Here is a 26,622-nt window from a genome sequence, read left to right as displayed (position 1 = left end):
ATGGGCGCATGGGACGGGCTGATCTACGGGCTGGGCGTCGCCACCCAGCCATCGGTGCTGCTGTACTGCTTCTTCGGGGTCGCGCTGGGCACCCTCATCGGGGTGCTGCCCGGGATCGGCGCGATGGCCGCCATCTCGCTGCTGCTGCCGATCACCTACTACATCTCCGCCGAGTCGGCGCTGGTGATGCTGGCCGGCGTCTATTACGGATCGCAGTATGGCGGCGCCGTGGCGTCGATCCTGCTGCGCCTGCCAGGGACCCCGCAATCGGCGGTCACCGCGCTGGACGGGTATCCGATGGCCGTGCAGGGGCGGGGCGGACAGGCGCTGTTCGCGGCGATGCTGTCGTCTTTCGTCGGATCGATGCTGGGCATCGTGGTGCTGGTGGTGCTGGCCGGCTGGCTGGGCCGGGTCGCGACGTCGTTCGGGGCCGCCGACTATGCCGCGATGATGGTGCTGGGTCTGGTGGCAGCCTCGACCATCGGATCGGGGGCCCCCGCCAAGGGGCTGGCGATGGTGGTGCTGGGCCTGATCCTGGGGACCGTCGGCACCGACGTGAACAGCGGCGCGCAGCGGATGACCTTCGGGTCGACGCAGTTGATGGACGGGATCAACCTGGTTGCGCTAGCCATGGGGCTGTTCGGGGTGGCCGAGGTGATCGGCAACATCCGCCGCGGCGATCGCGGCCAGCCCGACCGGGTCCGACTGGCCCAGATGATGCCGACCCGTGACGATCTGCGCCGCATGGCGATGCCCACCCTGCGCGGCACCGCGCTGGGCAGCTTCTTCGGGGCGCTGCCGGGCACCGGATCGACGATCTCGTCATTTCTGTCCTACGCGATGGAGCGTCGGGTCTCGCGCCGCCCCGAGCGGTTCGGCAAGGGGGCGATCGAAGGCGTCGCGGGCCCCGAGGCCGCCAACAACGCCGCCGCGATCACCGCCTTTGTCCCGACGCTGACCCTGGGCATCCCCGGCGATCCGATCATGGCGCTGATGCTGGGGGCGCTGGTGATTCACGGCGTCCAGCCCGGTCCGATGATGCTCGAGGCGCGGCCCGAGATGTTCTGGGGCCTGGTGGTCAGTTTCGGCATCGGCAACCTGCTGCTGCTGATCCTGAACCTGCCGCTGATCGGGCTGTGGGTGTCGATCCTGCGGTTGCCGTTCCGCTGGCTGTACCCGGCGATCATCGTGTTCGTCTGCCTCGGCGTCTATTCGGTACGGTCCAGCAGTTTCGACGTCATGGCGGTCGCGGTGATCGGCGCTGCCGGTCACCTGCTGGCGATGGCGCGGTTCAATCCCGCGTTGCTGCTGCTGGGCTTTGTCCTGGGGCCGCTGATCGAGACCAATCTGCGCCGTGCGCTGCTGATCTCGCGCGGCGATCCGCTGGTGTTCCTCGAACGGCCGATCGCGGCCGGCTTCGTCGCGGCCAGCGCCATGCTGATCGTGTGGTCGGTCTGGCAAGCGGCGCGTCGGAAGCGGTCCTAGCCCCCGCTGCGGGCCGCCGCCGGCAGCACGCCCCGGCGGATCTGGTCCTCCTCGATCGATTCGAACAGCGCGCGGAAGTTGCCTTCGCCAAACCCGTCGTCACCCTTGCGCTGGATGAACTCGAAGAAGATCGGCCCGATGACTGTCTTCGAGAAGACCTGCAGCAGGATGCGGGTTTCGCCGCCGCCGACCACACCTTCGCCATCGATCAGGATGCCGTGCCGCTTCATCCGGTCGAGCGGCTCGTCATGGCCTTGCACGCGCGTGTACGACATCTCGTAATAGGTGTCCGGCGGTGCGGGCATGAACTCGATCCCCCGCGCGGCGATCGCATCCGTCGCGGCATAGATGTCCTCGGTCCCGACGGCGATATGCTGGATGCCCTCGCCCTTGTATTCGCGCAGGTATTCCTCGATCTGGCTGTGCGCGTCGGTGGATTCGTTGATCGGGATGCGGATCTTGCCGTCGGGCGAGGTCAGCGCCCGGCTGGTCAGCCCCGTCTGCTTCCCCCGGATGTCGAAGAACCTGATTTCCCGGAAGCCGAAGGTGTCGCGGTAGAACTTGTACCACGAGTCCATGTTGCCGCGGATGACGTTGTGGGTGAGATGGTCGAGGTAGTAGAACCCCACCCCGGCCGGGCGCGGATCGGCGTCACCCAGCCACGCGAAGTTGGCGTCATAGCAGCTGCCCGCGTCGCCATAGCGGTCGATGAAGTAGAGCAGCGACCCGCCGATCCCGAACACGGCAGGGGCCTCGACCGACTTGCCCGGGCCAGTGTATTCCGTCGCGCCCAGATCGACCGCGCGCCGCAGCGCGTGCCGGGCATCGACGACCCGCCAGGCCATCGCCGGTGCGCAGGGGCCGTGTTCGGACACGAACCGCGCCGCGTGACTGCCCGGGTCGGCGTTCAGCAGATAGTTGATGTCGCCCTGACGATACAGCGTGACAGCCTTGCTGCGGTGTCTGGCAACGGGACTGAACCCCATCTGCCGGAACAGTCTGTCCAGCACCTGCGGGTCGGGATGGGCGAACTCGACGAACTCGAATCCGTCGGTGCCCGCGGGGTTTTCGGGTGAAATCTGCGCTTTCGGGGCGTCATGTGGAAACGGACCCATGGATTTCCTCCTGCATCATGCGTCAATATGGCGCATGCTAACTGCAGGGTGGGCGCAAACTTGAGCCCTTCGAGCGGATCCATGCGAAGAAGACGCACAAGGTCGGTCGATCATGACCATCAGTCTCGATCACCACGACATCGCCTTGCTGCGCGCGCTGCAGCGCGACGGGTCCATGACGGCGGCGGCGCTGTCGCAGCTGGTGAACCTGTCGCCCAGCCAGTGCGCGCGCCGCCGGGCCGCGCTGGAGCAGGCCGGCGTGATCAAGGGTTATGTCGCGCGGCTGGACGCCGCGCGGCTGGGGATCGGGCTGCGCGCCATCGTGCGGGTCAACCTGCGCGCCCACGGCAAGCGCAGCGACGACGATTTCGTCCGGTTCATCGACACCGAACCCGTGGTGCAGTCGGCGTTCTCCGTCTCGGGCGACGCCGATTACGTGCTGGACGTGCGCTGCGCCGACCTGGAAGCGTTCGCGGTCTTCATCCACGACCACCTGCTGCCGCATCCGCAGGTGGGCCAGGTCCGGTCGGACATCGTGCTGCGCACGGTCAAGGACCGCGGCGTGCTGGACCTTCGCGCCCACGGGGGATAGGGGAACGGCATCGCAGACACGAGACGCCCATGACCCATCCCATCCCGCTGCGCCGCGCCCTCATTTCGGTATCCGACAAGTCCGGGCTTACCGAACTTGCCCAGGGCCTTGCGGCCCGCGGGGTCGAGTTGCTGTCCACCGGCGGTTCCGCGACCGCCCTGCGGGAGGCCGGGCTGACGGTGCGCGACGTCGCCGATCTGACCGGGTTCCCCGAGATGATGGACGGCCGGGTCAAGACGCTGCATCCGCGCGTCCATGGCGGGCTGCTGGCGCTGCGCGATGATGAAGGCCATCGCGCCAGCATGGCGGAACACGGGATCGAGCCGATCGATCTGCTGGTGGTGAACCTCTACCCGTTCGAGGCGACGGTCGCCCGCGGCGCCGGTTACGCGGAATGCGTCGAGAACATCGACATCGGCGGGCCGGCGATGATCCGCGCCGCGGCCAAGAACCACGCCTATGTCACGACGATCGTGGACGTGCAGGACTATCAGGCGCTGCTGGACGAACTCGACGCGCATGACGGCGCGACGACGGCGGGGTTTCGCAAGACGATGGCGCAGGTCGCCTTTGCCCGCACCGCCTCGTATGACGCGTCAGTGTCCGGCTGGATGGCCGGTGCGATCGGACAAGCGGCCCCGCGCCGGCGGGTCTTTGCGGGGACGTTGGCCCAGACCCTGCGCTACGGGGAAAACCCGCACCAGGCGGGGGCGTTCTATACCGACGGCTCCGCGCGGCCGGGCGTCGCCACCGCGACGCAGTGGCAGGGCAAGGAACTGTCCTACAACAACATCAACGACACCGACGCCGCGTTCGAACTGGTGGCGGAATTCGATCCAGCCGATGGGCCCGCGGTCGCCATCATCAAGCACGCCAATCCCTGCGGGGTCGCGCGCGGCGATACGCCGGAGCAGGCGTATCGGCGTGCCTTCGACTGTGACCGGACCAGCGCCTTTGGCGGGATCATCGCCCTGAACCACCGGCTGGACGCGGCGACCGCCCGCGCCATCGCCGAGATCTTCACCGAGGTGGTGATCGCGCCCGACGCGGATGCCGAGGCGCGCGAGGTCTTTGCCGGCAAGAAGAACCTGCGCCTGCTGACCACGGGCGGCCTGCCCGACCCGCGGGCGGGCGGGCTGACCTTCCGGCAGGTCTCCGGCGGCTTTCTGGTGCAGGACCGCGATACCGGGCAGGTGGCGCCATCGGACCTGCGGGTGGTGACGCGTCGTCAGCCCAGCGACGCCGAGATGCAGGATCTCCTGTTCGCCTGGACCGTGGCCAAGCACGTCAAGTCGAACGCGATCGTCTATGCCCGCGACCGGGCCACCGTCGGGATCGGGGCCGGTCAGATGAGCCGGGTCGATTCCACCCGCATCGGCCGGCGCAAGTCGGAAGACATGGCCGAGGCACTGGGGCTGGCGGCGCCCCTGACCGAAGGCGCGGCGGTGGCCTCGGACGCGTTCTTTCCGTTCGCCGACGGGATCGAGGCGCTGGCCGAGGCCGGTGCCCGGGCGGTGATCCAGCCCGGGGGATCGATGCGGGACGACGAGGTGATCGCGGCGGCCGACCGGCTGGGTCTGGCCATGGTGCTGACCGGCCAGCGGCATTTCAGTCACTGATCGCGGCCCTGCCGGCATGACCGACGACGCCCCCACGCCCATCGATCCGCCAGCGGACCCGCCCGAGCCCAAGCTGCGCAAGGCGTCCTCCGCCCCCCGGCGCAAGTCGGCGGGATCTGCGCCCGCGCGCGGCGCCGACAACGGCACGTCCGGACAGGCAAGGGCCAAGGCTGCGCCGCGACCCCGGCGCAGCGCGGGCAAGGCCGTCGCGCCACCGGTTCCGGACCGATCGGCTGCGCTGCGGATGGCACTGATCGTCGCGGCGGTCGTCGTCGCGCTGGATCAGCTGACGAAATACGTCGTGGTGCATGCGCTGCGCCTGAAGGAGATCCAGGAGCTCACCGTATGGGAGCCGTTCCTGAACCTGCGGATGGCGTGGAACCAGGGGATCAATTTCGGCCTGTTCAGTTCCGATGTCGAGGTGATGCGCTGGATCCTGGTCGGGGTTGCGGCCGTGGTCTGTGTGGGCGTCGCGATCTGGCTGTGGCGGGTCAGGCCGGGACGACTTGCACAGGTCGCGTCGGGCCTGCTGATCGGTGGCGCGGTCGGCAACGTGATCGACCGCATCGCCTATGGGGCGGTGGCCGATTTCCTGAACATGTCGCTGCCGGGCTGGCGCAACCCCTACAGCTTCAACATCGCCGACATCGCGATCTTCGCCGGTGCCCTCGGACTGGTGTTCCTGCCGGGCGATGGTGGCGCGGGCGGGGACCTGCCGCAGGAAAAGCCGCGCCGGAGCCGCGCGCGGCGGGACAAGACCCATGACGACAAGACCCGTGACGGCAAGGCCCGGACGCGCTAAACCCGGTCCGACGAAGGAACCGGAGTTTCGAACATGCGGTCTGTTGCACTTGGCCTGTCCCTGCTGGTGCTGGCCGGCTGCGCCGATGACGGGCGGCTGATGAACATCCGTTCCAGCAGCGAAGGTCCGGATGAATTCGCCATCGTGCCGACCCGGGCGCTGCAGATGCCGCCAAGCCTGGCGCAGCTGCCGCCCCCGACGCCGCAGGGTGCCAACATCACGGATCCGACCCCCAGGGCCGATGCGGTCGTGGCCTTGGGCGGCAACCCTGCCAGGTTGACCGATCAGGGGATCGCCGCCAGCGACGCGGCCCTGGTCGCCTATGCGGGCCGTCAGGGCCTCCAGTCCGACATCCGCGAAATCACCGCGGCCGAGGATCAGCAGTTCCGGTCCCGGCAGGGACGGCGCCCCCTGGAGGTTCTGGGCCGGCAGGGCGTCTACTATCGCGCCTATCGTCCGCAGACGCTGGACAGCTGGAGCGAACTGGACCGCTGGCGCCCGACCGGGGTGCAGACCCCGACCGCGCCGCCGGAGCCGTGATCTCGGGGGTGGGCGTGCCCGCCCCATGGCTCACGCCGATCCTTGACAGCCGGGTTCAGCGTCCGTAAGCGGCATCCGTTCCGTCGCGCCCACGTGGGTTGCGCTGCGGGACCGAGTTGTTCCGCCACCTTGTAAAACGGAAACGATCCCCATGCGCTCTCTCGTGCCCGCCATCATGGCGATGGCGGCGGTCGTCGTCGCATCCAACATCCTTGTCCAGATCATGCTGGGCGACTGGCTGACCTGGGGCGCGCTGACCTACCCGTTCGCGTTCCTGGTCACCGACATCAGCAACCGGATCCATGGTCCCCGCGCGGCACGGCGCGTCGTGCTGGCTGGATTCGCCGTGGGCCTGGCATGCTCGCTGATTGCGGCGGGGCTGGACAAGACCACGTTGCGCATCGCGATCGCCTCGGGCGCGGCGTTTCTGGTGGCGCAGCTGCTGGACGTCGCAGTGTTCGACCGCCTCCGCCGGCAGGACTGGTGGCGGGCGCCGCTGGTGTCCTCGATCATCGGGTCGGCCGTGGATACGGCACTGTTCTTCAGCATCGCCTTTGCCGCGTTCCTGCCGGCCGATGGCAACACCGGGTGGGCGAACGAGGCGGTCCCGCTCCTGGGCGCCGGGCCGGTCACGCCGGTATGGGTGTCGCTGGCCGTCGCTGACTGGGGGGTCAAGCTGGTGCTTGCCATACTCGCCCTTGCGCCGTTCCGGATCACGATCCACAAAATCCTGACACGCGCACCCTGATTTCCGTTGACAGACCGAATCGCTGTGGCAGTCTGACGTCAGTGTCAACGCAGCGAAAGGAGGTGGTCCAGTGTCGAGAGTGATGTTGGAGAGAGGTGTCGGGACAATCAGGGGGCGTGCCGCCTGAGGGCAACCCCAAAGGGGGCCAAACCCTGCCTGGGACCGGATGATTTCCATCCCTAACCGGACCATCTCCCAGATCTCGCGGGCCGTCCACAAGGGCGGCCCGTTCTGCTTGCGGCCGCCGGGATCGCGAAGCCCGGTCCGCTGTTCACTGAAAAGCCCGCCCGCATTGCTGCGGCCGGGCTGATGCTTGTCAGATAGGGCAGTTGCGCCGGATCAGATCCGTTCGATGGCGAGCGCGATACCTTGGCCACCACCGATGCACATGGTGATCAGCCCCAGCTTGCCGCCGGTCCGTTCCAGTTCGTACATCGCCTTCACCGTCAGCACCGCGCCGGTCGCGCCGATCGGGTGGCCAAGCGCGATGGCGCCGCCGTTCGGGTTCACTTTTTCGGCGTCGAGCCCGAGACCCTTGTTCACCGCCAGCGCCTGCGCGGCAAAGGCCTCGTTGGACTCGATCACGTCGAAATCCGTCACCGACAGGCCGGTCTTCTCCATCAGCTTCTCGACTGCGGGGATCGGGCCGATGCCCATGACCTCGGGGCGCACGCCGGCGTGGGCGTAGCCCAGAAGCCGGAACTTGGGCGTCAGGCCTGCGGCCTTGGCGGCGTCGGCACGCGCCAGCACGATCGCGGCCGCGCCGTCATTGATGCCGCTGGCGTTGCCGGCGGTCACGGTGCCGTCGTCCTTCTTGAACACGGTGCGCAGCCCGGCCAGCGCCTCGGTGGTGGTGGCCTTGGGATGCTCGTCCGTGTCGAAGGTAACGGTGCCCTTGCGGGTCTTGACCTGCACCGGGACGATCTGCTCCTTGAAGCGGCCTTCCTGGATGGCGCGGGCGGCGCGGTTCTGGCTTTCCAGCGCGAAAGCGTCCTGGTCGTCGCGGCTGATCTGGTGCTCGCTGGCCACGTTCTCGGCGGTCACGCCCATGTGGCCGGTGCCCATCGGATCGGTCAGCGCGCCCACCATCATGTCCAGCGCCTGCTGATCACCCATCTTCGCGCCGTGGCGCATCGACGGGAGGATGTAAGGGCCGCGGCTCATGCTCTCGGCGCCGCCGGCGACGCCGAAATCCGCATCCCCCAGCATCAGCGACTGCGCCACCGAGGCAATCGCCTGCGCGCCCGATCCGCACAGGCGGTTCACGTTCATGGCGGGGGTCTTGTCCGGGATGCCGGCGTTCAGCATCGCGACCCGGGACAGGTACATGTCGCGCGGCTCGGTGTTGATGACGTGCCCGAAGGCGACCGTGCCGATCTGCTCGGGCGAGACGCCCGCGCGTTCCATCGCGACCTTGGTGACCGTCGTGGCCAGGTCGATGGGCGGAATTCCGGCAAGGCTGCCGCCGAATCCGCCGATGGCGGTGCGGGCGCCGGAAAGTATGACGATCTCGTTCTCGGCCATGACCTCTCCCTTTTCACGGTCTGTTTACGTTGCCGCACCTTAGACCGAAGCGAACACGGGCGAAAGGCCATTGCATGGCGACGGTCCGGGCACCGCCCGCATCCCGGCTGACGCATTCCTGATTTCCCCGCCGGCCCGTTTCCGTTAGGTTCCGGGGCAAAACACGACAAAAAACCGAGGCGGCAGATGAACAGATACCTGAAGCTGGGGATCATCCTTCTGGTGGCATCCTGCGGGGGCGGGGGCGGGGGCAAGCCGCCCCGCAACCTCGACAATGCCTGCGCGCTGGTCGCGGAACGGCCCGCCTATCTGCAGGCGATGCGGAAGGCCGAGCGTCGCTGGGGCGTGCCGGTTCACGTCCAGATGGCCGCGATCCACCAGGAATCGAAATTCGTGGGCAATGCCCGGACCCCCCACCAGTATGCGCTGGGGATCATCCCGCTGGGACGGCAGAGCTCGGCCTTCGGCTATTCCCAGGCGCTGGATGGCACCTGGGACGAATATCTGCAGGAAACCGGCCAGCGCCGGGCGCGGCGCGACAACATCCGCGACGCCACCGACTTCATGGGCTGGTACATGCAGAACTCGACCCGGCGGCTGGGAATCTCGCCCCACGACGCGCGCAACCAGTACCTTGCCTATCACGAAGGGCGCAGCGGGTTCGCGCGCGGATCGTACAACAGCAAGTCATGGCTGGTGGCGGTGGCCGCGCAGGTGGGCGCCCGGTCGGAGATGTACCGTCAGCAACTGGCCAGCTGCAGACGGGCCTGACCGCCGGAACTGGGCAAGGTGCCGAACGGACCGCCTTGCCCCGCCGCCGTTGAGGGGCCGCTTACTGGATCGCGAACTTCGAGGCCGGGATGCCGACGCCGGTCTGCATGTCGCCCAGGATGACCGTCGTCTTCTTGCCCGCGTCGTCCGTCACCACCCACTGCCGCAACTGGGTGGGGTTGGCGGTGAACACCATCTGGATGTTGCCGTATTCGGGATGCTCGGGGTCCTGCGCCCGCACCACCGTCGTGTTCTTCTGTTCCGAATGGGCGGTCACCATGCGGGCACGGCCCAGATTGATGTTGTCGGCCAGGATGATCGACAGCGGCGTCTTGGACAGCGGGTATTGCTGCGGGCCGGTGTTCGACTTGCGGTCGAACACGGCGACCTGCCCCGCGGACGCGATCACCAGGGTCTTGTCGCCCTTGTATTCGAACCTGACCCGGTTCGGCCGGTGGATATAGACCGTTCCGGTCGAGATCGAGCCGTCCGGGTTGACCTGCGTGAACCCGGCCACGGCCGTCTTGATCGTGTTCAGATAGCGCGAGATCTCGTTGAGGGAAATCTTCTCGGCCATCGCCGGGACGGCAAGGACGAGGGCGAAGGCGGGCGCAAGAGCGAGGGAGCGAAGGTTCATGCAGCGGATCATAGCGCCGTCCCAATAGGTTGCACGTCACGAAACAGGGACGGGTCGGCCGCTGAACGCTCTCAGGCTCGTGACGGTTCCGGCGAGCGTGTCCGCCGGTTCTAGAGCGGCTGCCCGGTCAGCAGCCGTGGCATCGGGTCCATGCTCAACCCGGCAGCCTGGCGCATGAAGGTGCGACGCACCGGACCGATGGCGGTGATCGCCCCCATCCCCAGTCCCCTGACCGTCCGCAGCAGCGGGTTGGGGGTGGAAAACAGCCGATTCACGGCATCCATGCCCAGACCCAGCGCAGTCGCGTTGAACCGGCGCCAGCGCTGATAGCGCGCCAGCACGTCCGCGGCGCCGATGTCCTCGCCACGACGCCACGCCTCGACCAGCACCTCTGCCAGGGCGGCGACGTCGCGCAGCCCGAGATTGAGCCCCTGTCCGGCGATCGGGTGGACCCCGTGGGCCGAGTCCCCGACCAGCACCACCCGGCGCGCCACATAGTCGTGCGCCATGGCCAGGCTCAGCGGATAGGTGAAGCGCGGCCCGGCCAGCGTGATCCGCCCCAGGAAGTCGCCGAAGCGGGGCCTCAGCACCTCCATGAACCCGAGGTCGTCCAGCCCGGCGATGGCCGCGGCGCTGTCGTCCGGTTCGGACCAGACGATGGAACTGCGGTTGCCGGGCAGGGGCAGGATCGCCAGCGGCCCGGTCGGCATGAAGAACTGATGGGCGATCCCCTCGTGCGGCAGTGCATGATCGACGGCCGCGACAAGCGCGGTCTGCCCATAGGACCAGCCGGCCCGGCGGAGTCCCGCCCGCTCTGCCACGCCGGACTGGCGTCCGTCGGCCCCGACCAGGACGCGCGCGGTCAGTCGCTGGCCGTTCGACAGGACCGCCGTCACCCCACCCGCGCCGGATTCCTGCCCGGTCACGGCGGTCCCCGCGATGTGGCGGACCGAACCGTGCATGGCATCCATCAGGGCGGCATAGAGGAACCGGTCCTCCAGCATGTGTCCGACCGGACCTTCCTCGATCTCGGCGCTGTCGAACATCAGGGCCAGACGGCCCGCGCCTTCGCCCGGCCAGCCCTGCGTCGCGATCACCCGGTTGATCGGCTGCGAGTGCGGCGCCAGGCCGCCCCACAGCCCCAGCGCCGTCAGCAGCCGCCGCGACGCCAGTGCCAGCGCATAGGCGCGCCCGTCGAACCCTTCGGCCGCCCGGTCGGCCGCAGGGCGCGCATCGACCACCGCGACCGACAGCCCGGCGGCCTGCAGCGCCAGCGCCAGCGCCGGTCCGTTCAGCCCGCCTCCGGCGATGATCACGTCATGGTCGAACCGCATCTTCCGCCTCATCCTGTGGACGGCCGCCGTGGCGCATCCCGGGGCCAAGCTTAGGTGCCGCGCGGGTCAGGGTCCATCCGCCATTGCCCGACCCTGCCGGCGCCGCTAGCCTTGCGGCGACGCACCGGGCTGCGGCGTCGGGGGAATAAGGGAAAGCGCATGGACTGGCTGACATCATCCGCGACCGAACAGGGCCGGGCGATCCTGGCCGGGCTGGTCAGCCCCGTCGATCTGGCGGACGGCTATCTTGACGCCATCACCCGGCATCCCGACGCCGCCCGAATCTTTGCCCGGACCACCCCGGATCGGGCGAGGAACGAGGCCGTGGCGGCGCATGACCGGGCCAAGGCCGGCCTGCGGCGCGGCCTGCTGGACGGGGTCGCGCTGAGCTGGAAGGACAACATCGACAGCGCCGGCGTCGCCACCCAGGGTGGCACCCGCCTGCTGGAGGGCCGCGTGCCGGTCGCCGACGCCCGGCAACTGGCCGACGCCACGCTGCAGGGGCTGGTCTGCCTCGGCAAGACCCACATGACCGAGCTGGCGTTCTCCGGTCTCGGGGTGAACCCCGGCACCGCCACGCCGCCGAACAGCCTAGATCCGGCACTGTGTCCGGGCGGCTCGTCCTCGGGGGCGGCGGTGTCCGTGGCGCTGGGCCTTGCCGCCGCGGCCGTCGGATCCGACACCGGCGGATCGGTCCGCCTGCCCGCTGCGTGGAACAACCTGGTCGGCTTCAAGCCGACCCACGGCGCGGTTCCGATGGAAGGCGTGCTGCCCCTGTGCCAGAGCTTCGACGTCACCGGCCCGATCGCCCGGACGGTCGAGGACTGTGCCGAGATCATGGCAGTGCTGACCGGCCGCACGGCGGCCGACCTGCGCGGCGCCTCGATCAAGGGACTGCGACTGCTGGTGCTTGGCGGCGTCCCATACGAGGACGCCCGCGAGGGGCCGGTGCAGGCGTTCGAGGAAGCGGTGGCCCATCTGGCCGCGGCAGGAGCGTCGATCACCCATGCGACCCCGCCGGAGGCGGCCCGGGCGATGGCGCTCGGCACCCCACTTTATGCCGCCGAGGCCTATGGTCTGTGGCGGGCCCAGATCGACGTGGCCCCCGACCTGATGCTGCCGGTGACGCTGGCCCGGTTCCGCAGTGGCGAACAGATGACGGCACCCGAATTCGTCGAGCGCTGGACGGATCTGCGCCGCGCCCGGGTCACCTGGGCCCAGGCAGTCGCCGGGTTCGACGCGGTTCTGCTGCCCACCGCGCCGCTGCTGCCGCCGCAGGCGGACAGGGCGATCGCCGACCCTGAATTCTTTGCGACCGAAAACATGCTGTCCCTGCGTAACACCCGGATCGCCAATGTGCTGGGCCTGCCCGCGGTCAGCCTGCCGACCGGGCGCCCTGCCTGCGGGCTGATGCTGATGGGTAGGGCCGGCGCGGACCGGGCCCTGCTGCGGGTGGCGGCCGCCGTCGAGCAGGCACTGGCCGCGACGGCGACCTGAACGCCGTTTCGCTGGACGCACGACGCCATTGCCGGTACCCTGCCCACAAACGGGGCGACGACGATCCCGTAACCCGAGGCAGTCATGGCAGTCCCCGAGCGGTTTTCGAACCTGCCCGAATACGCATTTCCGCGCCTGCGCCGGCTTCTGACCGGGGTCAGCCCGCCTGCCGGCGTGGCGCCCGTCATCATGACGATCGGCGAGCCGCGCCACCCCATGCCCGACTTCGTCGCCCCGACGCTGGCTGCCACTGCCGGCGAACTGGCCAAATACCCGCCCAATGAAGGCACGCCCGAGCTGCTGGCGGCGATCGCCGCCTGGCTGCGGACCCGCCACGCGATGGACGTGGACAGCGGCCAGATCACGGTGCTGAACGGAACCCGCGAGGGCCTGTTCAATGCGGCGCTGGCCCTGTGCCCGGAAGCGAAGAACGGCGCCCCGCCGAACGTGCTGATCCCCAACCCGTTCTACCAGGTCTATGCGGTGGCCGCCGCGGCCGTGGGCGCCCGGCCGGTGTTTGTGCCGGCGACGGCGGACACCGGGCATCTGCCCGATTTTGCCGGGCTAGACCCGGCGGTTCTGGACGCGACGGCGCTGTGCTACCTGTGTTCGCCCGCCAACCCGCAGGGCGCGGTGGCCGATCGCGCCTATCTGGAAACGCTGATCGCGCTGGCCGACCGGCACGATTTCCTGATCTTTGCCGACGAATGCTATTCCGAGATCTGGCGGGATGCGCCGCCCCCCGGCGCGTTGGCGGTGGCCCGGGCGATGGGCCTTCCCGACCGGGTGATGATGTTCAATTCGCTGTCCAAGCGCTCGAACCTGCCGGGGCTGCGCTCAGGCTTTGCTGCCGCGACCGCCGATCACATTGCACGGTTCCGCGTCCTGCGCAGCTATGCCGGGGCGCCGCTGCCACTGCCGCTGCAGCGGGTGGCCGAGATGGCCTGGGCGGACGAGGCGCACGTCACCGCCAGCCGTGCGCTGTACCAGGCCAAGTACGCGATTGCCGACCGGATCCTGGAAAACGTGCCCGGCTATCTGCCGCCCGCGGGCGGGTTCTTCCTGTGGCTGCCCGTTGATGACGGCGAGGCCGCGACCCTGCGGCTGTGGCAAACCGCCGGCGTCCAGGTCCTGCCGGGCGCCTATCTGTCCCGCGCGGTGGAGGGACGAAATCCCGGCCAGGGATATGTCCGGGTCGCCCTGGTCGGCCCGGCGGCCGAAACCGAGGATGCGCTGACCCGCATCCGCGACGTTCTGTACGAGGAGGGATGATCCGAATGGCAAGCTGGCAGGCGAAACACCGCGATCCCCTGTTCGACCAGACCACGCAGGCCGCGCTGGAGCGACGTGGCAAGGAACTCGCCGGCGCCGCCCTGATCGCGCTGGGCATCGTAATCGCCATGATGCTGGTCAGCTATTCGCCCGAGGACCCCAGTTTCCAGTCGGCGACGGACCAGCCGGCGCAGAACCTGCTGGGCGGAATCGGAGCCTATGTCTCGTCGGCGCTGTTCATGATCACCGGTTACGGCAGTTACGTGCTGGCGGGGGGGGCGATGGTCTGGGGGGTGCGCCTGATGCTGCACCGGGGCGAGGAGCGGCTGATGAGGGCGCTGTTCCTACCCATCGTACTGGTGCTGGTGTCCGTCTATGCCGCCTCGCTCGTGCCGCCCGCCGGCTGGACCGAAAGCTTCGGTCTGGGCGGGCATCTGGGCGACATGCTGATGGGGGCCATGCTCGGGCTGGTCCCGTTGCCGGCGGCGGTCGCGATCAAGATCCTTGCTGTGGTGATGGCGGTCGCGGCAGCCGCCTTTTCCGCCTTCGTGCTGGGCTTTTCGCGCGGCGAACTGATGGCGATCGGCCGGTTTCTGGTGACCGGCCTTGCGACCGCCTATGACTTGGCGATGACCGCGGTCGGCCGCGGGGCCAGCGTGTCGGTTGCCGGTGCGCGGGCACTGCGTCGCCGATCTGCCGCCCGGCGCGCCCGGCAGGCGGGAGAGGATCCGGAGGCCGAAATCCATCGTCCCCGCGCGGGCCGCCTTTTGGGTCGGTACCGTGCCCCGGTGTCGCCGCCGATCCCCGATCCCGAACTGATCGAATCGGATCGCGCCGATACCGACGAGGACGCGGGGCCATCACAGGAACAGATCCACGCCCGGATCACGGACGCGATCAGCGCCCGGTCGCAGGGCGGGGCACGGTCCGCGCTGTCGGCACTGACCGCACGGCTGGGCCGCCAGCGCCCCTTGGGGTCTGACGAGGACGCGACCGAGCCGACGAGTTCGCTGTCCGACGCGCCGACCGACGGTGTCAAGCTGCCGGCCACCGCCCGCCATGTCCCGCCGCCGCGCCAGGTCCGCAGTGAGGCGAGGGCGATCCCGAATACCCATACGGCCGCGTCGTTCTATGAGCCCCCCGCGCTGGCGCTGCTGGCGTCGCCCGCAACCGTCCAGCGCCACCAACTGAGCCCGGAGGCGCTGACCGAAAATGCCCGGATGCTGGAGGCGGTGCTGGACGATTACGGGGTCCGCGGCCAGATCACCGCCGTTCACCCGGGGCCGGTCGTCACGCTGTACGAGCTGGAACCCGCGCCGGGGTTGAAGGCGAGCCGGGTGATCGGGCTGTCGGACGACATCGCGCGATCCATGTCGGCCCTGTCGGCGCGCGTCTCGACCGTCCCGGGCCGCACCGTGATCGGGATCGAACTGCCGAACCAGCGGCGCGAAAAGGTGGTGCTGCGCGAGATCCTGTCGGCCCCCGCCTTTGCCGAAACGGCGGCGCCGCTGCCGCTGGCGCTGGGCAAGGACATCGGCGGCGAGCCGGTGGTGGCGAACCTCGCCAAGATGCCGCATCTGCTGATCGCCGGCACGACCGGGTCGGGCAAGTCGGTCGCGATCAACACGATGATCCTGTCGCTGCTCTACAAGCTGACGCCGGACGAGTGCCGGCTGATCATGATCGATCCCAAGATGCTGGAACTCAGCGTCTATGACGGCATCCCGCATCTGCTGTCCCCCGTGGTGACCGATCCGAAAAAGGCCGTGGTGGCCCTGAAATGGGTCGTGTCCGAGATGGAGGAGCGCTATCGCAAGATGTCCAAGATGGGCGTGCGCAACATCGAGGGCTATAACGGCCGCGTCGCCGAGGCGCTGTCCCGGGGCGAGATGTTCAAGCGCACCATGCAGACCGGGTTCGACGAGGACACCGGCGAACCCGTCTTCGAGACCGAGGAATTCCAGCCCGAGAAGTTCCCCTACATCGTCGTCATCGTCGACGAGATGGCCGACCTGATGATGGTGGCGGGCAAGGAGATCGAGGCCTGCATCCAGCGGCTGGCCCAGATGGCCCGGGCGTCGGGCATCCATATCGTCATGGCGACGCAGCGGCCGTCGGTCGATGTCATCACGGGCACGATCAAGGCGAACTTCCCGACTCGGATCAGCTTCCAGGTCACCTCCAAGATCGACAGCCGCACGATCCTGGGTGAACAGGGGGCGGAGCAGCTGCTCGGGATGGGCGACATGCTGTACATGGCCGGGGGCAGCCGGATCACCCGCGTTCACGGCCCGTTCGTCAGCGACGAGGAGGTCGAGGAGGTGGTGACCCATCTGAAGAGCTTCGGCCCGCCCAGCTACATGTCCGGCGTGGTCGAGGGACCCGAGGACGAGGTGGCGTCGGACATCGACGCGGTGCTGGGTCTTGGCGGCGGCGACGGGTCGGACGACCAGCTGTACGACATGGCGGTGGCGATCGTCGCCAAGGACCGCAAGTGTTCGACCAGCTACATTCAGCGCAAGCTCGCCATCGGTTACAACAAGGCCGCCCGCCTGGTCGAACAGATGGAGGACCAGGGCGTCGTCAGCAGCGCGAACCACGTGGGCAAGCGCGAGGTGCTGGTTCCCGAGGTCTGAGCCGGAGGCGCGTTCCTGCCGGCCGGGCGACGTTCCACGGACAGGTTGGACCGCCCGGTGCAGTTGTGTTCTAGTGCGACCAGACTCAGGGAAGCAGGGGAGTAGGGAGAGCATGGCAAACAACCCAGGGGCCGGCGACACACCGGCGAATCCGGCCTTGTCCGCATCGTTGCAGGACGGCAGCAACACCGATGCGGTGAGCGCCGCGTATCGGGACGGGACCGGGCAGGGCGGCGAACCGCAGCAGACCACCACCGAACGCGACGCCCGGATCACCACCAATCATGGTGTGCCGATCAGCGACAACCAGAACAGCCTCAAGGGCGGCGCCCGCGGTCCGACGCTGCTGGAAGATTTCGTGCTGCGCGAAAAGATCTTTCACTTCGACCACGAGCGGATCCCCGAGCGGATCGTCCACGCCCGGGGGTCGGGTGCGCACGGCACGTTCACCGTGACCAAGGCGATCCCGGAACTGACCCGCGCGGCCCTGTTCCAGAAGGAAGGCAACAGTTGCGACACGTTCACCCGGTTTTCGACCGTCGCCGGGTCCAAGGGGTCCAAGGACACCCCGCGGGACGTGCGCGGATTCGCGACCAAGTTCTACACCTCCGAGGGGAACTGGGATCTGGTCGGCAACAACATGGCGCCGTTCTTCATCCAGGACGCGATGAAGTTCCCCGACGTCGTGCACGCGGTGAAGCCCGAGGCCGACCGCATGATGCCGCAGGCGGCGTCGGCGCATGACACGTTCTGGGACTTCATCTCGCTGATGCCCGAATCCATGCACATGATCATGTGGCTGATGTCGGACCGGGCCCTGCCGCGCAGCTTCCGCATGATGGAAGGCTTCGGTGTCCACACGTTCAAGCTGATAAACGCCGACGACCAGGTTAGCTTCGTGAAGTTCCACTGGAAGCCGCGGCTGGGCATGCAGTCGACGCTGTGGGACGAGGCGGTCAAGATCTCGGGCGCGGACCCGGACTATCTGCGCCGCGACCTCTGGGAGGCGATCGACAAGGGCGACTTCCCCGAATACGATCTGGGCATCCAGGTGTTCGATCAGGCCTTTGCCGAGGCCCAGCCCTATGACGTGCTGGACGCGACCAAGATCATCCCGGAAGAAGACGTCCCCGTGCAGTTCATCGGGACACTGCAGCTGAACCGGAACCCCGACAACTTCTTTGCCGAGACCGAGCAGGTCGCGTTTCTGCCGACCAACGTGCCGCCCGGCATCGACTTTTCGAACGATCCGCTGCTGCAGGGGCGGCTGTTCAGCTACATGGACACGCAGAAGTCGCGTCTGGGGACGACCAATTTCCACCAGATCCCGATCAACGCGCCGCGCTGCCCGATGCACAACTTCCAGCGAGACGGGGAGATGCAGACGCAGATCCCCAAGGGGCGCGCCAATTACGAGCCGAACTCGCTGCACGAGGCCGGCGAGCTGACCGGTCCCCGCGTCGACGCGGAGCAGGGCTTCCGCACCGTCGCGGCCATGACCGAGTTCGGCAACGAACCCCAGCAGAAGCTGCGGGTGCGGGCGGAAAGCTTTGCCGACCACTTCACCCAGGCGCGCCAGTTCTACCTGTCGCACACCCCGGTCGAGCAGGGCCACATCGTCAGCGCGCTGGTGTTCGAACTGTCCAAGTGCGAGCTGCCCCACATCCGGGTCCGCGTGATGTCGCAGCTGCGCAACATCGACGAGGATCTGGCCCAGCGGGTGGCGAACGGGCTGGGCATGGATCTGCCGAAGGCGGCGACGCCGGCCAAGCCGCCGGTGAAGGTCAAGCCGTCCGACGCGCTGTCGATCCTCAAGCAGCCGGTGCCCGGACCCAAGGGCCGCAAGCTGGGGATCCTGGTCACCGATGGGGCGGACGGATCAGTGGTCGAGGCGTTGAAGTCCGCCGCCATGGCGCAGGGCGCGTCGGTGATGATCGTGTCGCCCAAGGTCGGCGGTTCGAAGCTCGCCAGCGGCAAGCAGCTTGAGGCGGATGCGCAGCTGGACGGGGCACCGTCGGTCATGTTCGACGCCGTGGCCCTCGTGGCGTCGAAGGCCGGTGCCGACGAGCTGACCCGGCACAAGGCGGGGATCGACTGGGTGTCGGATGCCTTCGCGCATCTGAAGGCGATCGCCGCGTCGGCCGAGGCCGAGCCGGTGCTGGCCAAGGCGGGGGTGACAAAGGACGCCTTCGTCATGGACACTGGATCGCCGGACAAGCTGGTCGCGGTGCTTGCCGATCGCAACTGGGATCGCGAGCCCACCATCTGGCTGCCCAAGTAATCAGGGCATCTCGCTAGATCGGGCCGGTGCATTGCGCCGGCCCTTTTCATCGGCTCAGCGGTATCGGGGTCGCCCCGGCGACAGCAGCGCCAGGCCAAGCCCCAGCACCGCCCCCGCAACCGTGCCGCCCAGATGCGCCTGCCAGGCGATCTGCGGGATGAGGACCGGCAGCGCGACGTTGAGCCCGGCAATCAGCAGGGCAGAGCGGATCAGCGGACCTGCCGGGCGGCGCCGGCGCCGCAGCACCACCAGCCCGTGGGCGATCAGCGCCGCAGCCAGGCCGAAGATGGCGCCGGACGCCCCGACCATGACCCCCTCGCCGGGACTCAGCGCGGTCTGGGCCAGCCCGGCGGCGACCTGGGCAACGGCGTAGATCAGCAGCATCCGCCCGACCGTCATCAGGCCGCGCATCTCGCGGGTCAGCTGGACCAGCGCGATCATGTTCATGCCCAGATGCAGCGGCCCGCCATGCAGGAATCCATAGGTCACGAACATGCCGACGGACTGGCCCGGATAGACGCCCTGCCACCCGTCAAGCAGCAGCGGAAAGAACCCGCCGAACAGGAAGGCCGTGTCGCGCAGACCCGGATAGCCGGCGAGTGCCGCGAGCGAGAGCACCGCCTCGATCGCGACGCACTGGATCAGGATGATGCGGAACGGGGCGGGCATGGCGTGATCCTTGCGTGTGACGAGCACATAGCCGCGCCGTCATTGCGGTGCAAACCAACCGCGCCGTCGCAGCTTGGCTGCCGCTGCCTCAGCTAGCGCGGCCGGCGAGCGTCGGCGGCACGATCACCCGGGTGCCCGGGGTGATCCGGGCGGCGATCCGGTGCAGGTCGGTGCGGGAAAAGGCGATGCAGCCTGCCGTCGGGTATCCGGGCCGGCGCCATTGATGCAGAAAGATCGCCGAGCCACGACCGGGCCTTGCCACCGGCCAGTTCCAGTCGGTGACCAGCACCAGATCATACATCGGGTCGGCGCGACGCAGATTCTCGTGGCTGGCGCCGAACGGGGCGCGGACATGGTGGTTGTAGGCAGGGTGGTCGGGGGCATCGCACCACCGGTCGCCGGGTCCGATCGGTTCCGCCCAGGGCGCAGGGCGCGCAACCCGGTCGGGCCGGTAGAGCAGGCCGACGATCCGGTGCGTGCCGGCCGGCGTGGCGCCATCGCCTTCGCACTTGTCGAGCCGAACCCCCCCGCGGCCGATCGAGCAGGGCCACAGCCGCCCGGCAAAGCGGACCCCGGCAGGGGTGAGCCGCAGGTCATGGGCGCTCAAAACAGATGCCCGGATTTCTCCGCCTTCACCGACAGGTAGGCGTCATTGAAGCGGTTGCGCCCGACGATCAGCGGCACGCGTTCGGTCACCCGGACCCCGTGCGCCTGCATCATCGCGACCTTGCGCGGGTTGTTGGTCAGCAGCCGCACCGAGCCGAAGCCCATGCGCCGCAATATGCCCGCGCCGATCCGGAAATCCCGCTCGTCATCCTCGAAGCCCAGCCGATGGTTGGCCTCGACCGTGTCGAAGCCCTGGTTCTGCAGGCCGTAGGCACGCATCTTGTTCGCGAGGCCGATGCCGCGGCCTTCCTGGTTCAGATACAGCAGCACGCCCTCGCCGGCGCGGCCCATCGCGGCCAGCGCGGCGTGAAGCTGCGGTCCACAGTCGCATTTCAGGCTGCCCAGGACATCACCCGTGAAACAGGCGGAATGCAGCCGCGCCAGCACCGGGCGGTCGCGGGGCGGGCTGCCGATCTCGACGACGTAATGTTCCGCAGCCCCGTCATCGGGGCGAAGGATGTGCAGGCGGCTGTTTTCAGCGGCAGCCAGTGGCAGACGAGCCGCCGCCACCGGCGCAAGGACGACTTCGGCGGCGAGCTGCGACAGCAGCGCCTCGGGCCGCAGCATCGTCAGACCGGGAGGTGGTGTGGCCACCGGAACCATCACAACCGCCGGCAGCAGCTGGGCCGACTTTGCCAACCCCAACGCGGCGCGGTGCGCCGCCACATCGCCGCCCCGCTCGGTGAAGAACGGCCCCTTCAGGGGCGTCATCAGGTCGCCCGAGGGATCGGCGACCGCCCGCAGCCAGGCGACGTCCGCATCCTTGCCAAGGGTGACACGGGCCAGATCCCCGTCATAAGCGCGTGCCTTCAGCGTCTCGGCGCGCCGCGCGGTGATCGCCAGGATGGCCGGACCCGCGCTCCGCAACGCGGCCAACCGCTCGGCCGAAAGTGTCTCGACGGCCGCGGTCAGGTATTCGCCGATCACGACGGGCAGCCCGACTCGCAGGTCGGATCGGGCCCGGGCGACAGTTTCGGGAAGGGTCGGGACGAGGCTCATGAAGGGTTTCGCTGAAACATTCCGTAACATAGCGACCGCTGGGGACAACTGCATGTGAGAAATCGTCCATCGCGCTGGACCGGCGCACCGCCCGCCCTCACCTTCGGTCGCAACCGCATGAACGGAGGCACATCATGGCCGGGCTGAAGAAGATCCTGTTGGTGGACGACGAAGAGGACCTGCGCGAGGCGCTGGCCGAGCAGTTGGTCGAAACCGAAGACTTCGACGTGTTCGAGGCCGGGACCGGCGCCGAGGCCGTGGAAAAGGCGAAGGGTGCGATCTTCGACCTGGTGGTGCTGGACGTCGGCCTGCCTGACACGGACGGGCGGGAACTTTGCAAGCGGCTGCGCAAGCAGGGCGTGAAATGCCCGATCGTCATGCTGACCGGACACGACACCGACGCCGACACGATCCTGGGGCTGGACAGCGGTGCGAACGACTACATCACCAAGCCGTTCAAGTTCCCGGTCCTGCTGGCGCGGCTGCGCGCGCAGCTGCGGACCCACGAGCAGTCCGAGGACGCGATCTTCCAGTTGGGCCCCTATACCTTCAAGCCGTCGATGAAGATGCTGATCGACGCCAAGGATCGCAAGATCAGGCTGACCGAGAAGGAAACCAACATCCTCAAGTTCCTGTACCGCGCCCAGGACGGGGTGGTGGCACGTGACGTGTTGCTGCACGAAGTTTGGGGCTACAATGCCGGCGTGACGACGCACACGCTGGAAACCCATATCTATCGCCTGCGCCAGAAGATCGAGCCCGATCCCTCGAACGCCCGGCTGCTGGTGACCGAAAGCGGGGGCTACAGGCTAGTGGCCTGAAATTCACCCCCCGGCGGGAACCCGGCGCGAAGATGCGCGTTCAACGTGCGAAGCCCAATGGCCGGGGATGCGGCCATATCTTACCCTCCCTCCCCACCTTGGGCCCCGGACATTTCTCCGGGGCCTTTTCTTTCATGCGGCCGGGACGCTATCACGGCCTTCAGAACCAGACGGGGGAGCCGATCATGCCAGCCAGGGTGTTCATCGATGGAGAGGTCGGGACCACCGGCCTGCAGATCCGCGACCGACTGGCCCCGCGCAAGGACATCGACCTGGTCCAGATCGACCCGGCGCGCCGCAAGGATCCCGACGCCCGACGCGAGGCGATGGCCCAGGCCGACGTGGCCATCCTGTGCCTGCCCGACGCCGCCGCGCGCGAGGCTGTCGCGCTGGCCGCCGATCTGCCGGTCCGGATCATCGATGCGTCCACCGCCCACCGGGTCGCGGACGGCTGGGTCTACGGTTTTCTGGAACTGGATGCGGAAATCCGGTCGGCCCTGCCCCGGGCAAGGCTTGTGGCGAATCCCGGCTGCTATGCAACCGGCGCGATCGCCTTGCTGGCGCCGCTGGTCACGGCCGGGGTGATCGGTGCGGACGAACGGCTGACGATCAACGCGGTCAGCGGCTACAGCGGCGGCGGCAAGGAGCTGATCGCGGAATTCGAGACGGGCGACGCGCCCGACTTCTTTGCCTATGCGCTCGGTCAGTCGCACAAGCATCTGCCCGAGGTGATGGGACGTGCCGGCCTGACCGCACGTCCGGTCTTTGCGCCCGCTGTCGGCCGCTTCGCCCAGGGCATGGCGGTTCAGGTGCCGCTGCATCTGAACGGTCGCCGGCTGTCACAGCTGCGGGACACGCTGGCGGCGCATTACGACGGCGCCCGGTTCGTGCGGGTCGTGCCGCCCGCACCTCGGGTGAGTCCGACCGCGCTGAACGACACGAACCTGATGGAGCTGTCGGTGCATGGCAGCGACGACAGCGGCTGTGCGGTTCTGGTGGCGGTGCTCGACAATCTGGGGAAGGGCGCGTCCGGGGCCGCGGTCCAGAACCTGAACCTGATGATCGGTGCCGAGGAAGACGCGGGACTGTAACGGGCGACCGCGGCGGGGCGGACCGAGGTCAGTCCGCCTTGATCTGCCTGGCCTGGTCGATCAGCATGATCGGGATGCCCTCGCGGATCGGATAGGCGAGCCCCGCAGTCCGCGAGATCAGTTCCTGGCGCTGCGCGTCATATTCCAGCCGTGCGTGGCTGACCGGACAGACCAGCGCCTCCAGCATGTGGCGGTCAAAGCCGTGCGCCCGCCGGGGCGTGTCCGGGGTGTCGGGGTCGGTCAATGCACAGTCTCCTCGTCGCTGGCGCCGCCGTGCAGCGCAAAGTCCAGCAGCCCGTCCAGCAGTTCGCGCCGCTGGGGCAGGGACACGGCCTCGAGCAGGGCCTGCTTGTCCTCGGGGGTGAGCGGCAGCAGCATCGACAGGCTGTTGATCAGCGTCTCGTCATCCGCCGCGCGCGCGGCATCCCAGTCGGTGGACAGGTTGCGCTGTTCCATGTACCGGCCCAGCCGGCCCATCATCGCATCGCGGTTCATCTCCGGGTCGGTGGGGCGCCGCTGCTCGCGATCGGCCGCAAACTCGGTCCAGTCCACGCGCCCGCGCAGATAGGGGGCGAATCCTTCCTCGACCTCGGACAGGGCGAAACGGGAGATCGCGGACAGCACGATGTCCATGCTGCCGTCGTCCATTTCCGAAAACATCACGACGCGCCCGGCGCAGCCCACCCGCGCCAGCCCGTCGCCGTGCGGCTGGATCATGCCGATCAGCCGGTCGGGCCGCTTCAACGTGTCCTCGAGCATCTGCAGGTAGCGCGGCTCGAAGATGTGCAGGGGCAGGGTGGCCCGCGGCAGCAGGATCACCCCCGGCAACGGGAACAGCGGGATCGTGCCGGGCAGATCGCGTCCGCGATGTACCATCAGGCGAAGATCAGCGACGACAGGCGCCGACGCCCTTTCTGGGCCAGCGGATCATTCGGCTTCATGGCGTCAAAGATGGTCAGCAGCTGCGCCTTGGCCGCGCCGTCGCTCCACTCGCGGTCGCGGCGGAATCCCTCCAGCAGCTGGTCGACGGCCTCCTCGATCCGCCCTGCCGCGTGCAGCGCCGTCGCATAGTCGAACCGCGCCTGCTGGTCGTCCGGATCGGCCGTCACTCGTGCCTCCAGTTCGGCGATCGGCCCGGCGGTAGACGCCTGGCGGGCCAGGGCCAGCTGTGCGCGCGCCGCCTCGACCGGCGCCGATTTCGCGGCACCCGCCGGCACCTCGCCCAGCGCCTGCTCGGCCCGGTCGATGTCGCCGCCGGCCAGCAGGGCGCGGATCAGCCCGCCCCAGGCCTGCGGGTTCTCGGGTTCCTCGCCAAGGATCGCCTGAAAGGTCTCCGCGGCGTCGGCATGCGCGCCTTCGGTCAGCATGGCCTCTGCCGCTTCCAGCGCCGCGCCCAGCCCGCCATCGTCGCCGCCCAGCGCCAGCAGCTTTTCGACGAACTGCTTGATCTGGCTTTGCGGGATGGCGCCCTGGAAGGCGTCGACTGGCTGCCCCTTGAAGAACGCGTAGACGGTCGGGATCGACTGGACGCGCAGTTGCGACGCGATCATCTGGTTCTCGTCGACATTCACCTTGGCCATGGCCACGCGGCCCTTGGTCCGGGTCACCTCAGCCTCGAGCTGCGGTCCCAGCGTCTTGCAGGGGCCGCACCATGGTGCCCAGAAATCGACGATGACGGGAACGGTCATCGAGCGGTCGATGACTTCGGCCATGAAATCGGCTTCGGTCACGTCCTTGATGTAATCTGCGGTCTGCGGCTGGTCGCCCGCGCCTTGAAGCAGCATCGCGAATTCCTCGCTGTGAGCATTGCGTTTGGGGAAATATGGCCCGCGACCCCGCCGGTTGAAAGGGGGGCGGCTGCTGTCGGTTGGGTTCCGAGCCCTGCCGTGCTATCGCCCGCAGCAATTCTGCCGCACCCTGCAGACATCAACAAACTTGCGAAAAGGAGAGATCGTTGAGCGTTGCGCAAGACGACATCGGACCGCGCACCCTTCCCCCGCTGGGGATCGCGGTGCTGCCCATCATCTTCACGCTCGGCATGCTCGGGCTGCAGCTGTTCTATTACGGCGACTTCACCCCCCATATCCCGCTTGTCCTTGGTCTGGCATTTACCGGCCTGGTCGGCGTCCTGCGCGGGCAGACCTGGATGGATGTCCGCGAAGGCGTGTTCCACGTGATCCACGTATCGATGCCGTCGCTGTCGGTGCTGATCGTGGTGGGCATGCTGATCGGCGTGTGGATCTCGTCGGGCACCGTGCCCACGCTGATCTATTACGGCTTGAACGTCCTGAACCCGTCGATCTTCCTGGCCGCCGCCATGGCGCTGTGCGCTGTTGTGTCGGTGTCGCTGGGCACCAGCTGGGGGACGGTGGGGACCGTCGGGCTGGCGCTGATGGGCATCGGCGCGGGGTTCGGCATCCCGATGGTCTGGACCGCCGGGGCCGTGGTGTCCGGGGCGTTCTTCGGCGACAAGATCTCGCCGCTGTCGGACACGACGAACCTTGCCCCTGCAGTGACCGGGGTCACGGTGTTCGACCATATCCGGAACATGCTTCCGACCACGGTACCTGCCATGCTGATCGCGCTGGCGATCTATGTCGCGGCGGGTTTCCTGCTGATCGAGCCGGGCGAGACGTCCTTCGACCAGATCACCCAGATCACCACCCGGCTCGACCAGGAATTCAGACTTGGCCTGATTCCCCTGATCCCGGCCTTTGCCGTCCTGATCCTCGCGCTGATGAAGAAGCCGCCGCTGCCGTCGCTGTTCGTGGGGGTCCTGCTCGGCGCGCTGGTCGCCATCTTCCTGCAGGGGCGCGGGCTGCACGAGGTGTTCACCTACGCGCAGTCGGGCTACGTGATCGACACCGGCATCGCCGAAATCGACGCGTTGCTGAACAAGGGCGGCATGCAGTCGATGATGTGGACCATCTCGCTGATGCTGATCGCGCTGGGCTTTGGCGGGGCGCTGGAACGCACCGGCTGCCTTGAGGCGATCATCCAGGCTATCATCAGCCGCGTGACCACCTTTGCGGCGGTCCAGACCTCGGCCATCGGGGCGTCGTTCGCGACCAATGTGGTCGCCGGCGACCCTTATATCTCCATCGCGTTGCCGGGACGGATGTTCGCACCGCTCTACCGCGGCATGGGCTATTCCACCCTGAACCTGTCGCGCGCGGTGGAAGAGGGGGGCACCCTGATGTCGCCGCTGATCCCGTGGAACGCGGGTGGTGCCTTTGTCATCACCACGCTGGGGCTCGGGGTGATGAGCGGCGACCTGGGCGACCTGATGTACATCCCGCTGAGCTTTGCGTGCTGGCTGTCGCCGGTGCTGGGCATCTTCTATGCCATCACCGGCCTCTTCTCGCCCCGGGCAACCGACGAGGAGCGCGTGACCTGGGATGAACAGAACGAGCAGGTCATGGATCTGGGTGACCACGCGCTGGGCGAAGCGATCGCCGAGACCACCGAGGCCGAGGCCATCGCGGCCGGCGTGCTGAGGAACCAGCCGCCGCACTGAAGCGGG

At 68.3% G+C, this 26,622-nt stretch carries 24 protein-coding genes; 14 read left to right on the top strand and 10 right to left on the bottom strand.

What is annotated here, in order from left to right; translation table 11 throughout:
- Positions 1–1,485: a tripartite tricarboxylate transporter permease gene (locus Q0938_RS07045; protein ID WP_299360538.1), complete on the top strand. Its 1,485-nt coding sequence runs from the start codon at positions 1–3 to the stop codon at positions 1,483–1,485.
- On the opposite strand, the gene hppD is transcribed toward Q0938_RS07045, so the two are convergent.
- The gene (gene hppD, locus Q0938_RS07040) at positions 1,482–2,600 is read right to left on the bottom strand and encodes a 4-hydroxyphenylpyruvate dioxygenase (protein ID WP_299360536.1); all 1,119 of its coding nucleotides are present in this window, start codon (positions 2,598–2,600) and stop codon (positions 1,482–1,484) included. The genes Q0938_RS07045 and hppD overlap by 4 nt on opposite strands.
- Positions 2,601–2,712: 112 nt before the next feature.
- Between hppD and Q0938_RS07035 the strand changes: the two genes are divergently transcribed.
- The 5 genes from Q0938_RS07035 to Q0938_RS07015 all read left to right on the top strand — a co-directional run bounded on the left by Q0938_RS07035 (position 2,713) and on the right by Q0938_RS07015 (position 6,901).
- Complete coding sequence (locus Q0938_RS07035; protein ID WP_299360535.1) at positions 2,713–3,192, top strand: Lrp/AsnC family transcriptional regulator; 480 nt, start codon at positions 2,713–2,715, stop codon at positions 3,190–3,192.
- A gap of 29 nt (positions 3,193–3,221) precedes the next feature.
- Positions 3,222–4,811 (top strand): bifunctional phosphoribosylaminoimidazolecarboxamide formyltransferase/IMP cyclohydrolase, encoded by a 1,590-nt coding sequence (gene purH / locus Q0938_RS07030; protein WP_299360533.1) that lies wholly within the window; start codon positions 3,222–3,224, stop codon positions 4,809–4,811.
- 16 nt (positions 4,812–4,827) lie between these two features.
- Positions 4,828–5,613 carry a signal peptidase II gene (lspA, locus tag Q0938_RS07025; protein WP_299360532.1) on the top strand — a complete coding sequence of 262 codons (786 nt, stop codon included), beginning with the start codon at positions 4,828–4,830 and terminating at the stop codon, positions 5,611–5,613.
- A 33-nt stretch (positions 5,614–5,646) separates the two neighbouring features.
- The gene (locus Q0938_RS07020; RefSeq protein ID WP_299360530.1) at positions 5,647–6,153 is read left to right on the top strand and encodes a DUF3035 domain-containing protein; all 507 of its coding nucleotides are present in this window, start codon (positions 5,647–5,649) and stop codon (positions 6,151–6,153) included.
- A 151-nt stretch (positions 6,154–6,304) separates the two neighbouring features.
- Positions 6,305–6,901 (top strand): queuosine precursor transporter, encoded by a 597-nt coding sequence (locus Q0938_RS07015; protein WP_299360528.1) that lies wholly within the window; start codon positions 6,305–6,307, stop codon positions 6,899–6,901.
- A gap of 339 nt (positions 6,902–7,240) precedes the next feature.
- On the opposite strand, the gene Q0938_RS07010 is transcribed toward Q0938_RS07015, so the two are convergent.
- Positions 7,241–8,425: an acetyl-CoA C-acyltransferase family protein gene (locus Q0938_RS07010; RefSeq protein WP_299360527.1), complete on the bottom strand. Its 1,185-nt coding sequence runs from the start codon at positions 8,423–8,425 to the stop codon at positions 7,241–7,243.
- Between the two features lie 186 nt (positions 8,426–8,611).
- Between Q0938_RS07010 and Q0938_RS07005 the strand changes: the two genes are divergently transcribed.
- Positions 8,612–9,196 carry a lytic transglycosylase gene (locus Q0938_RS07005; RefSeq protein WP_299360525.1) on the top strand — a complete coding sequence of 195 codons (585 nt, stop codon included), beginning with the start codon at positions 8,612–8,614 and terminating at the stop codon, positions 9,194–9,196.
- A 61-nt stretch (positions 9,197–9,257) separates the two neighbouring features.
- Here Q0938_RS07005 and Q0938_RS07000 read toward each other — a convergent pair whose 3' ends face one another.
- Both Q0938_RS07000 and Q0938_RS06995 read right to left on the bottom strand, forming a co-directional pair.
- Complete coding sequence (locus Q0938_RS07000; RefSeq protein WP_299360524.1) at positions 9,258–9,833, bottom strand: outer membrane lipoprotein carrier protein LolA; 576 nt, start codon at positions 9,831–9,833, stop codon at positions 9,258–9,260.
- A 110-nt stretch (positions 9,834–9,943) separates the two neighbouring features.
- Entirely contained in the window at positions 9,944–11,167 is a 1,224-nt protein-coding gene (locus Q0938_RS06995) for a UbiH/UbiF/VisC/COQ6 family ubiquinone biosynthesis hydroxylase (protein WP_299360522.1), read from the bottom strand.
- Positions 11,168–11,326: 159 nt separating this feature from the next.
- Here Q0938_RS06995 and Q0938_RS06990 point away from each other — a divergent pair, with 159 nt between their 5' ends.
- From Q0938_RS06990 to Q0938_RS06975, 4 genes are all read left to right on the top strand, one after another.
- The gene (locus tag Q0938_RS06990) at positions 11,327–12,664 is read left to right on the top strand and encodes an amidase (RefSeq protein ID WP_299360520.1); all 1,338 of its coding nucleotides are present in this window, start codon (positions 11,327–11,329) and stop codon (positions 12,662–12,664) included.
- A gap of 84 nt (positions 12,665–12,748) precedes the next feature.
- Positions 12,749–13,936, top strand: a complete 1,188-nt coding sequence (locus Q0938_RS06985; RefSeq protein WP_299360518.1) for an aminotransferase class I/II-fold pyridoxal phosphate-dependent enzyme — start codon at positions 12,749–12,751, stop codon at positions 13,934–13,936.
- A 5-nt stretch (positions 13,937–13,941) separates the two neighbouring features.
- Positions 13,942–16,572 (top strand): DNA translocase FtsK, encoded by a 2,631-nt coding sequence (locus Q0938_RS06980; RefSeq protein WP_299360517.1) that lies wholly within the window; start codon positions 13,942–13,944, stop codon positions 16,570–16,572.
- Positions 16,573–16,684: 112 nt separating this feature from the next.
- Positions 16,685–18,853, top strand: a complete 2,169-nt coding sequence (locus Q0938_RS06975; protein ID WP_299360516.1) for a catalase — start codon at positions 16,685–16,687, stop codon at positions 18,851–18,853.
- A 54-nt stretch (positions 18,854–18,907) separates the two neighbouring features.
- Here Q0938_RS06975 and Q0938_RS06970 read toward each other — a convergent pair whose 3' ends face one another.
- From Q0938_RS06970 to ribA, 3 genes are all read right to left on the bottom strand, one after another.
- Positions 18,908–19,522 carry a rhomboid family intramembrane serine protease gene (locus tag Q0938_RS06970; protein WP_299360515.1) on the bottom strand — a complete coding sequence of 205 codons (615 nt, stop codon included), beginning with the start codon at positions 19,520–19,522 and terminating at the stop codon, positions 18,908–18,910.
- A gap of 88 nt (positions 19,523–19,610) precedes the next feature.
- Entirely contained in the window at positions 19,611–20,129 is a 519-nt protein-coding gene (locus tag Q0938_RS06965) for a L,D-transpeptidase family protein (RefSeq protein WP_299360513.1), read from the bottom strand.
- Entirely contained in the window at positions 20,126–21,187 is a 1,062-nt protein-coding gene (gene ribA, locus Q0938_RS06960) for a GTP cyclohydrolase II (RefSeq protein WP_299360512.1), read from the bottom strand. Before ribA ends, Q0938_RS06965 begins: the two co-directional genes overlap by 4 nt.
- Before the next feature lie 134 nt (positions 21,188–21,321).
- Here ribA and Q0938_RS06955 point away from each other — a divergent pair, with 134 nt between their 5' ends.
- Positions 21,322–22,008, top strand: a complete 687-nt coding sequence (locus Q0938_RS06955) for a response regulator transcription factor (RefSeq protein WP_299360510.1) — start codon at positions 21,322–21,324, stop codon at positions 22,006–22,008.
- A gap of 185 nt (positions 22,009–22,193) precedes the next feature.
- Positions 22,194–23,099, top strand: a complete 906-nt coding sequence (argC, locus tag Q0938_RS06950) for an N-acetyl-gamma-glutamyl-phosphate reductase (RefSeq protein WP_299360509.1) — start codon at positions 22,194–22,196, stop codon at positions 23,097–23,099.
- A gap of 28 nt (positions 23,100–23,127) precedes the next feature.
- Here argC and Q0938_RS06945 read toward each other — a convergent pair whose 3' ends face one another.
- The 3 genes from Q0938_RS06945 to trxA are packed head-to-tail and all read right to left on the bottom strand — an operon-like array spanning position 23,128 to position 24,883.
- Positions 23,128–23,286: a Trm112 family protein gene (locus tag Q0938_RS06945; protein ID WP_299360794.1), complete on the bottom strand. Its 159-nt coding sequence runs from the start codon at positions 23,284–23,286 to the stop codon at positions 23,128–23,130.
- Between the two features lie 53 nt (positions 23,287–23,339).
- On the bottom strand, positions 23,340–23,975 hold the full coding sequence (locus Q0938_RS06940) for an LON peptidase substrate-binding domain-containing protein (RefSeq protein WP_299360508.1): 636 nt from the start codon (positions 23,973–23,975) through the stop codon (positions 23,340–23,342).
- Positions 23,975–24,883: a thioredoxin gene (trxA, locus tag Q0938_RS06935; RefSeq protein ID WP_299360507.1), complete on the bottom strand. Its 909-nt coding sequence runs from the start codon at positions 24,881–24,883 to the stop codon at positions 23,975–23,977. Before trxA ends, Q0938_RS06940 begins: the two co-directional genes overlap by 1 nt.
- Positions 24,884–25,053: 170 nt before the next feature.
- Here trxA and nhaC point away from each other — a divergent pair, with 170 nt between their 5' ends.
- Positions 25,054–26,616 carry a Na+/H+ antiporter NhaC gene (gene nhaC, locus Q0938_RS06930; RefSeq protein ID WP_299360506.1) on the top strand — a complete coding sequence of 521 codons (1,563 nt, stop codon included), beginning with the start codon at positions 25,054–25,056 and terminating at the stop codon, positions 26,614–26,616.
- The last annotated feature ends 6 nt before the right edge of the window (positions 26,617–26,622 follow it).

The sequence above is a fragment of the uncultured Paracoccus sp. genome (assembly GCF_947496875.1).
Taxonomy (GTDB): domain Bacteria; phylum Pseudomonadota; class Alphaproteobacteria; order Rhodobacterales; family Rhodobacteraceae; genus Paracoccus.
This window is presented reverse-complemented; position numbering and strand designations above follow the sequence as displayed.

Excerpts from the sequence above, each read along its gene's own strand:
- Q0938_RS07035 (WP_299360535.1), top strand. The coding sequence starts at position 2,713 with ATGACCATCAGTCTCGATCACCACGACATCGCCTTGCTGCGCGCGCTG.
- Q0938_RS06980 (WP_299360517.1), top strand. The coding sequence starts at position 13,942 with ATGGCAAGCTGGCAGGCGAAACACCGCGATCCCCTGTTCGACCAGACC.
- Q0938_RS06985 (WP_299360518.1), top strand. The coding sequence starts at position 12,749 with ATGGCAGTCCCCGAGCGGTTTTCGAACCTGCCCGAATACGCATTTCCG.
- lspA (WP_299360532.1), top strand. The coding sequence starts at position 4,828 with ATGACCGACGACGCCCCCACGCCCATCGATCCGCCAGCGGACCCGCCC.
- Q0938_RS06990 (WP_299360520.1), top strand. The coding sequence starts at position 11,327 with ATGGACTGGCTGACATCATCCGCGACCGAACAGGGCCGGGCGATCCTG.
- trxA (WP_299360507.1), bottom strand. The coding sequence starts at position 24,883 with ATGCTGCTTCAAGGCGCGGGCGACCAGCCGCAGACCGCAGATTACATC.
- Q0938_RS07015 (WP_299360528.1), top strand. The coding sequence starts at position 6,305 with ATGCGCTCTCTCGTGCCCGCCATCATGGCGATGGCGGCGGTCGTCGTC.
- Q0938_RS06945 (WP_299360794.1), bottom strand. The coding sequence starts at position 23,286 with ATGCTGGAGGCGCTGGTCTGTCCGGTCAGCCACGCACGGCTGGAATAT.
- purH (WP_299360533.1), top strand. The coding sequence starts at position 3,222 with ATGACCCATCCCATCCCGCTGCGCCGCGCCCTCATTTCGGTATCCGAC.
- Q0938_RS07005 (WP_299360525.1), top strand. The coding sequence starts at position 8,612 with ATGAACAGATACCTGAAGCTGGGGATCATCCTTCTGGTGGCATCCTGC.
- Q0938_RS06970 (WP_299360515.1), bottom strand. The coding sequence starts at position 19,522 with ATGCCCGCCCCGTTCCGCATCATCCTGATCCAGTGCGTCGCGATCGAG.
- Q0938_RS06975 (WP_299360516.1), top strand. The coding sequence starts at position 16,685 with ATGGCAAACAACCCAGGGGCCGGCGACACACCGGCGAATCCGGCCTTG.
- Q0938_RS06995 (WP_299360522.1), bottom strand. The coding sequence starts at position 11,167 with ATGCGGTTCGACCATGACGTGATCATCGCCGGAGGCGGGCTGAACGGA.
- Q0938_RS07000 (WP_299360524.1), bottom strand. The coding sequence starts at position 9,833 with ATGAACCTTCGCTCCCTCGCTCTTGCGCCCGCCTTCGCCCTCGTCCTT.
- argC (WP_299360509.1), top strand. The coding sequence starts at position 22,194 with ATGCCAGCCAGGGTGTTCATCGATGGAGAGGTCGGGACCACCGGCCTG.
- Q0938_RS06940 (WP_299360508.1), bottom strand. The coding sequence starts at position 23,975 with ATGGTACATCGCGGACGCGATCTGCCCGGCACGATCCCGCTGTTCCCG.
- ribA (WP_299360512.1), bottom strand. The coding sequence starts at position 21,187 with ATGAGCCTCGTCCCGACCCTTCCCGAAACTGTCGCCCGGGCCCGATCC.
- hppD (WP_299360536.1), bottom strand. The coding sequence starts at position 2,600 with ATGGGTCCGTTTCCACATGACGCCCCGAAAGCGCAGATTTCACCCGAA.
- Q0938_RS07020 (WP_299360530.1), top strand. The coding sequence starts at position 5,647 with ATGCGGTCTGTTGCACTTGGCCTGTCCCTGCTGGTGCTGGCCGGCTGC.
- Q0938_RS06955 (WP_299360510.1), top strand. The coding sequence starts at position 21,322 with ATGGCCGGGCTGAAGAAGATCCTGTTGGTGGACGACGAAGAGGACCTG.
- Q0938_RS07010 (WP_299360527.1), bottom strand. The coding sequence starts at position 8,425 with ATGGCCGAGAACGAGATCGTCATACTTTCCGGCGCCCGCACCGCCATC.
- Q0938_RS07045 (WP_299360538.1), top strand. The coding sequence starts at position 1 with ATGGGCGCATGGGACGGGCTGATCTACGGGCTGGGCGTCGCCACCCAG.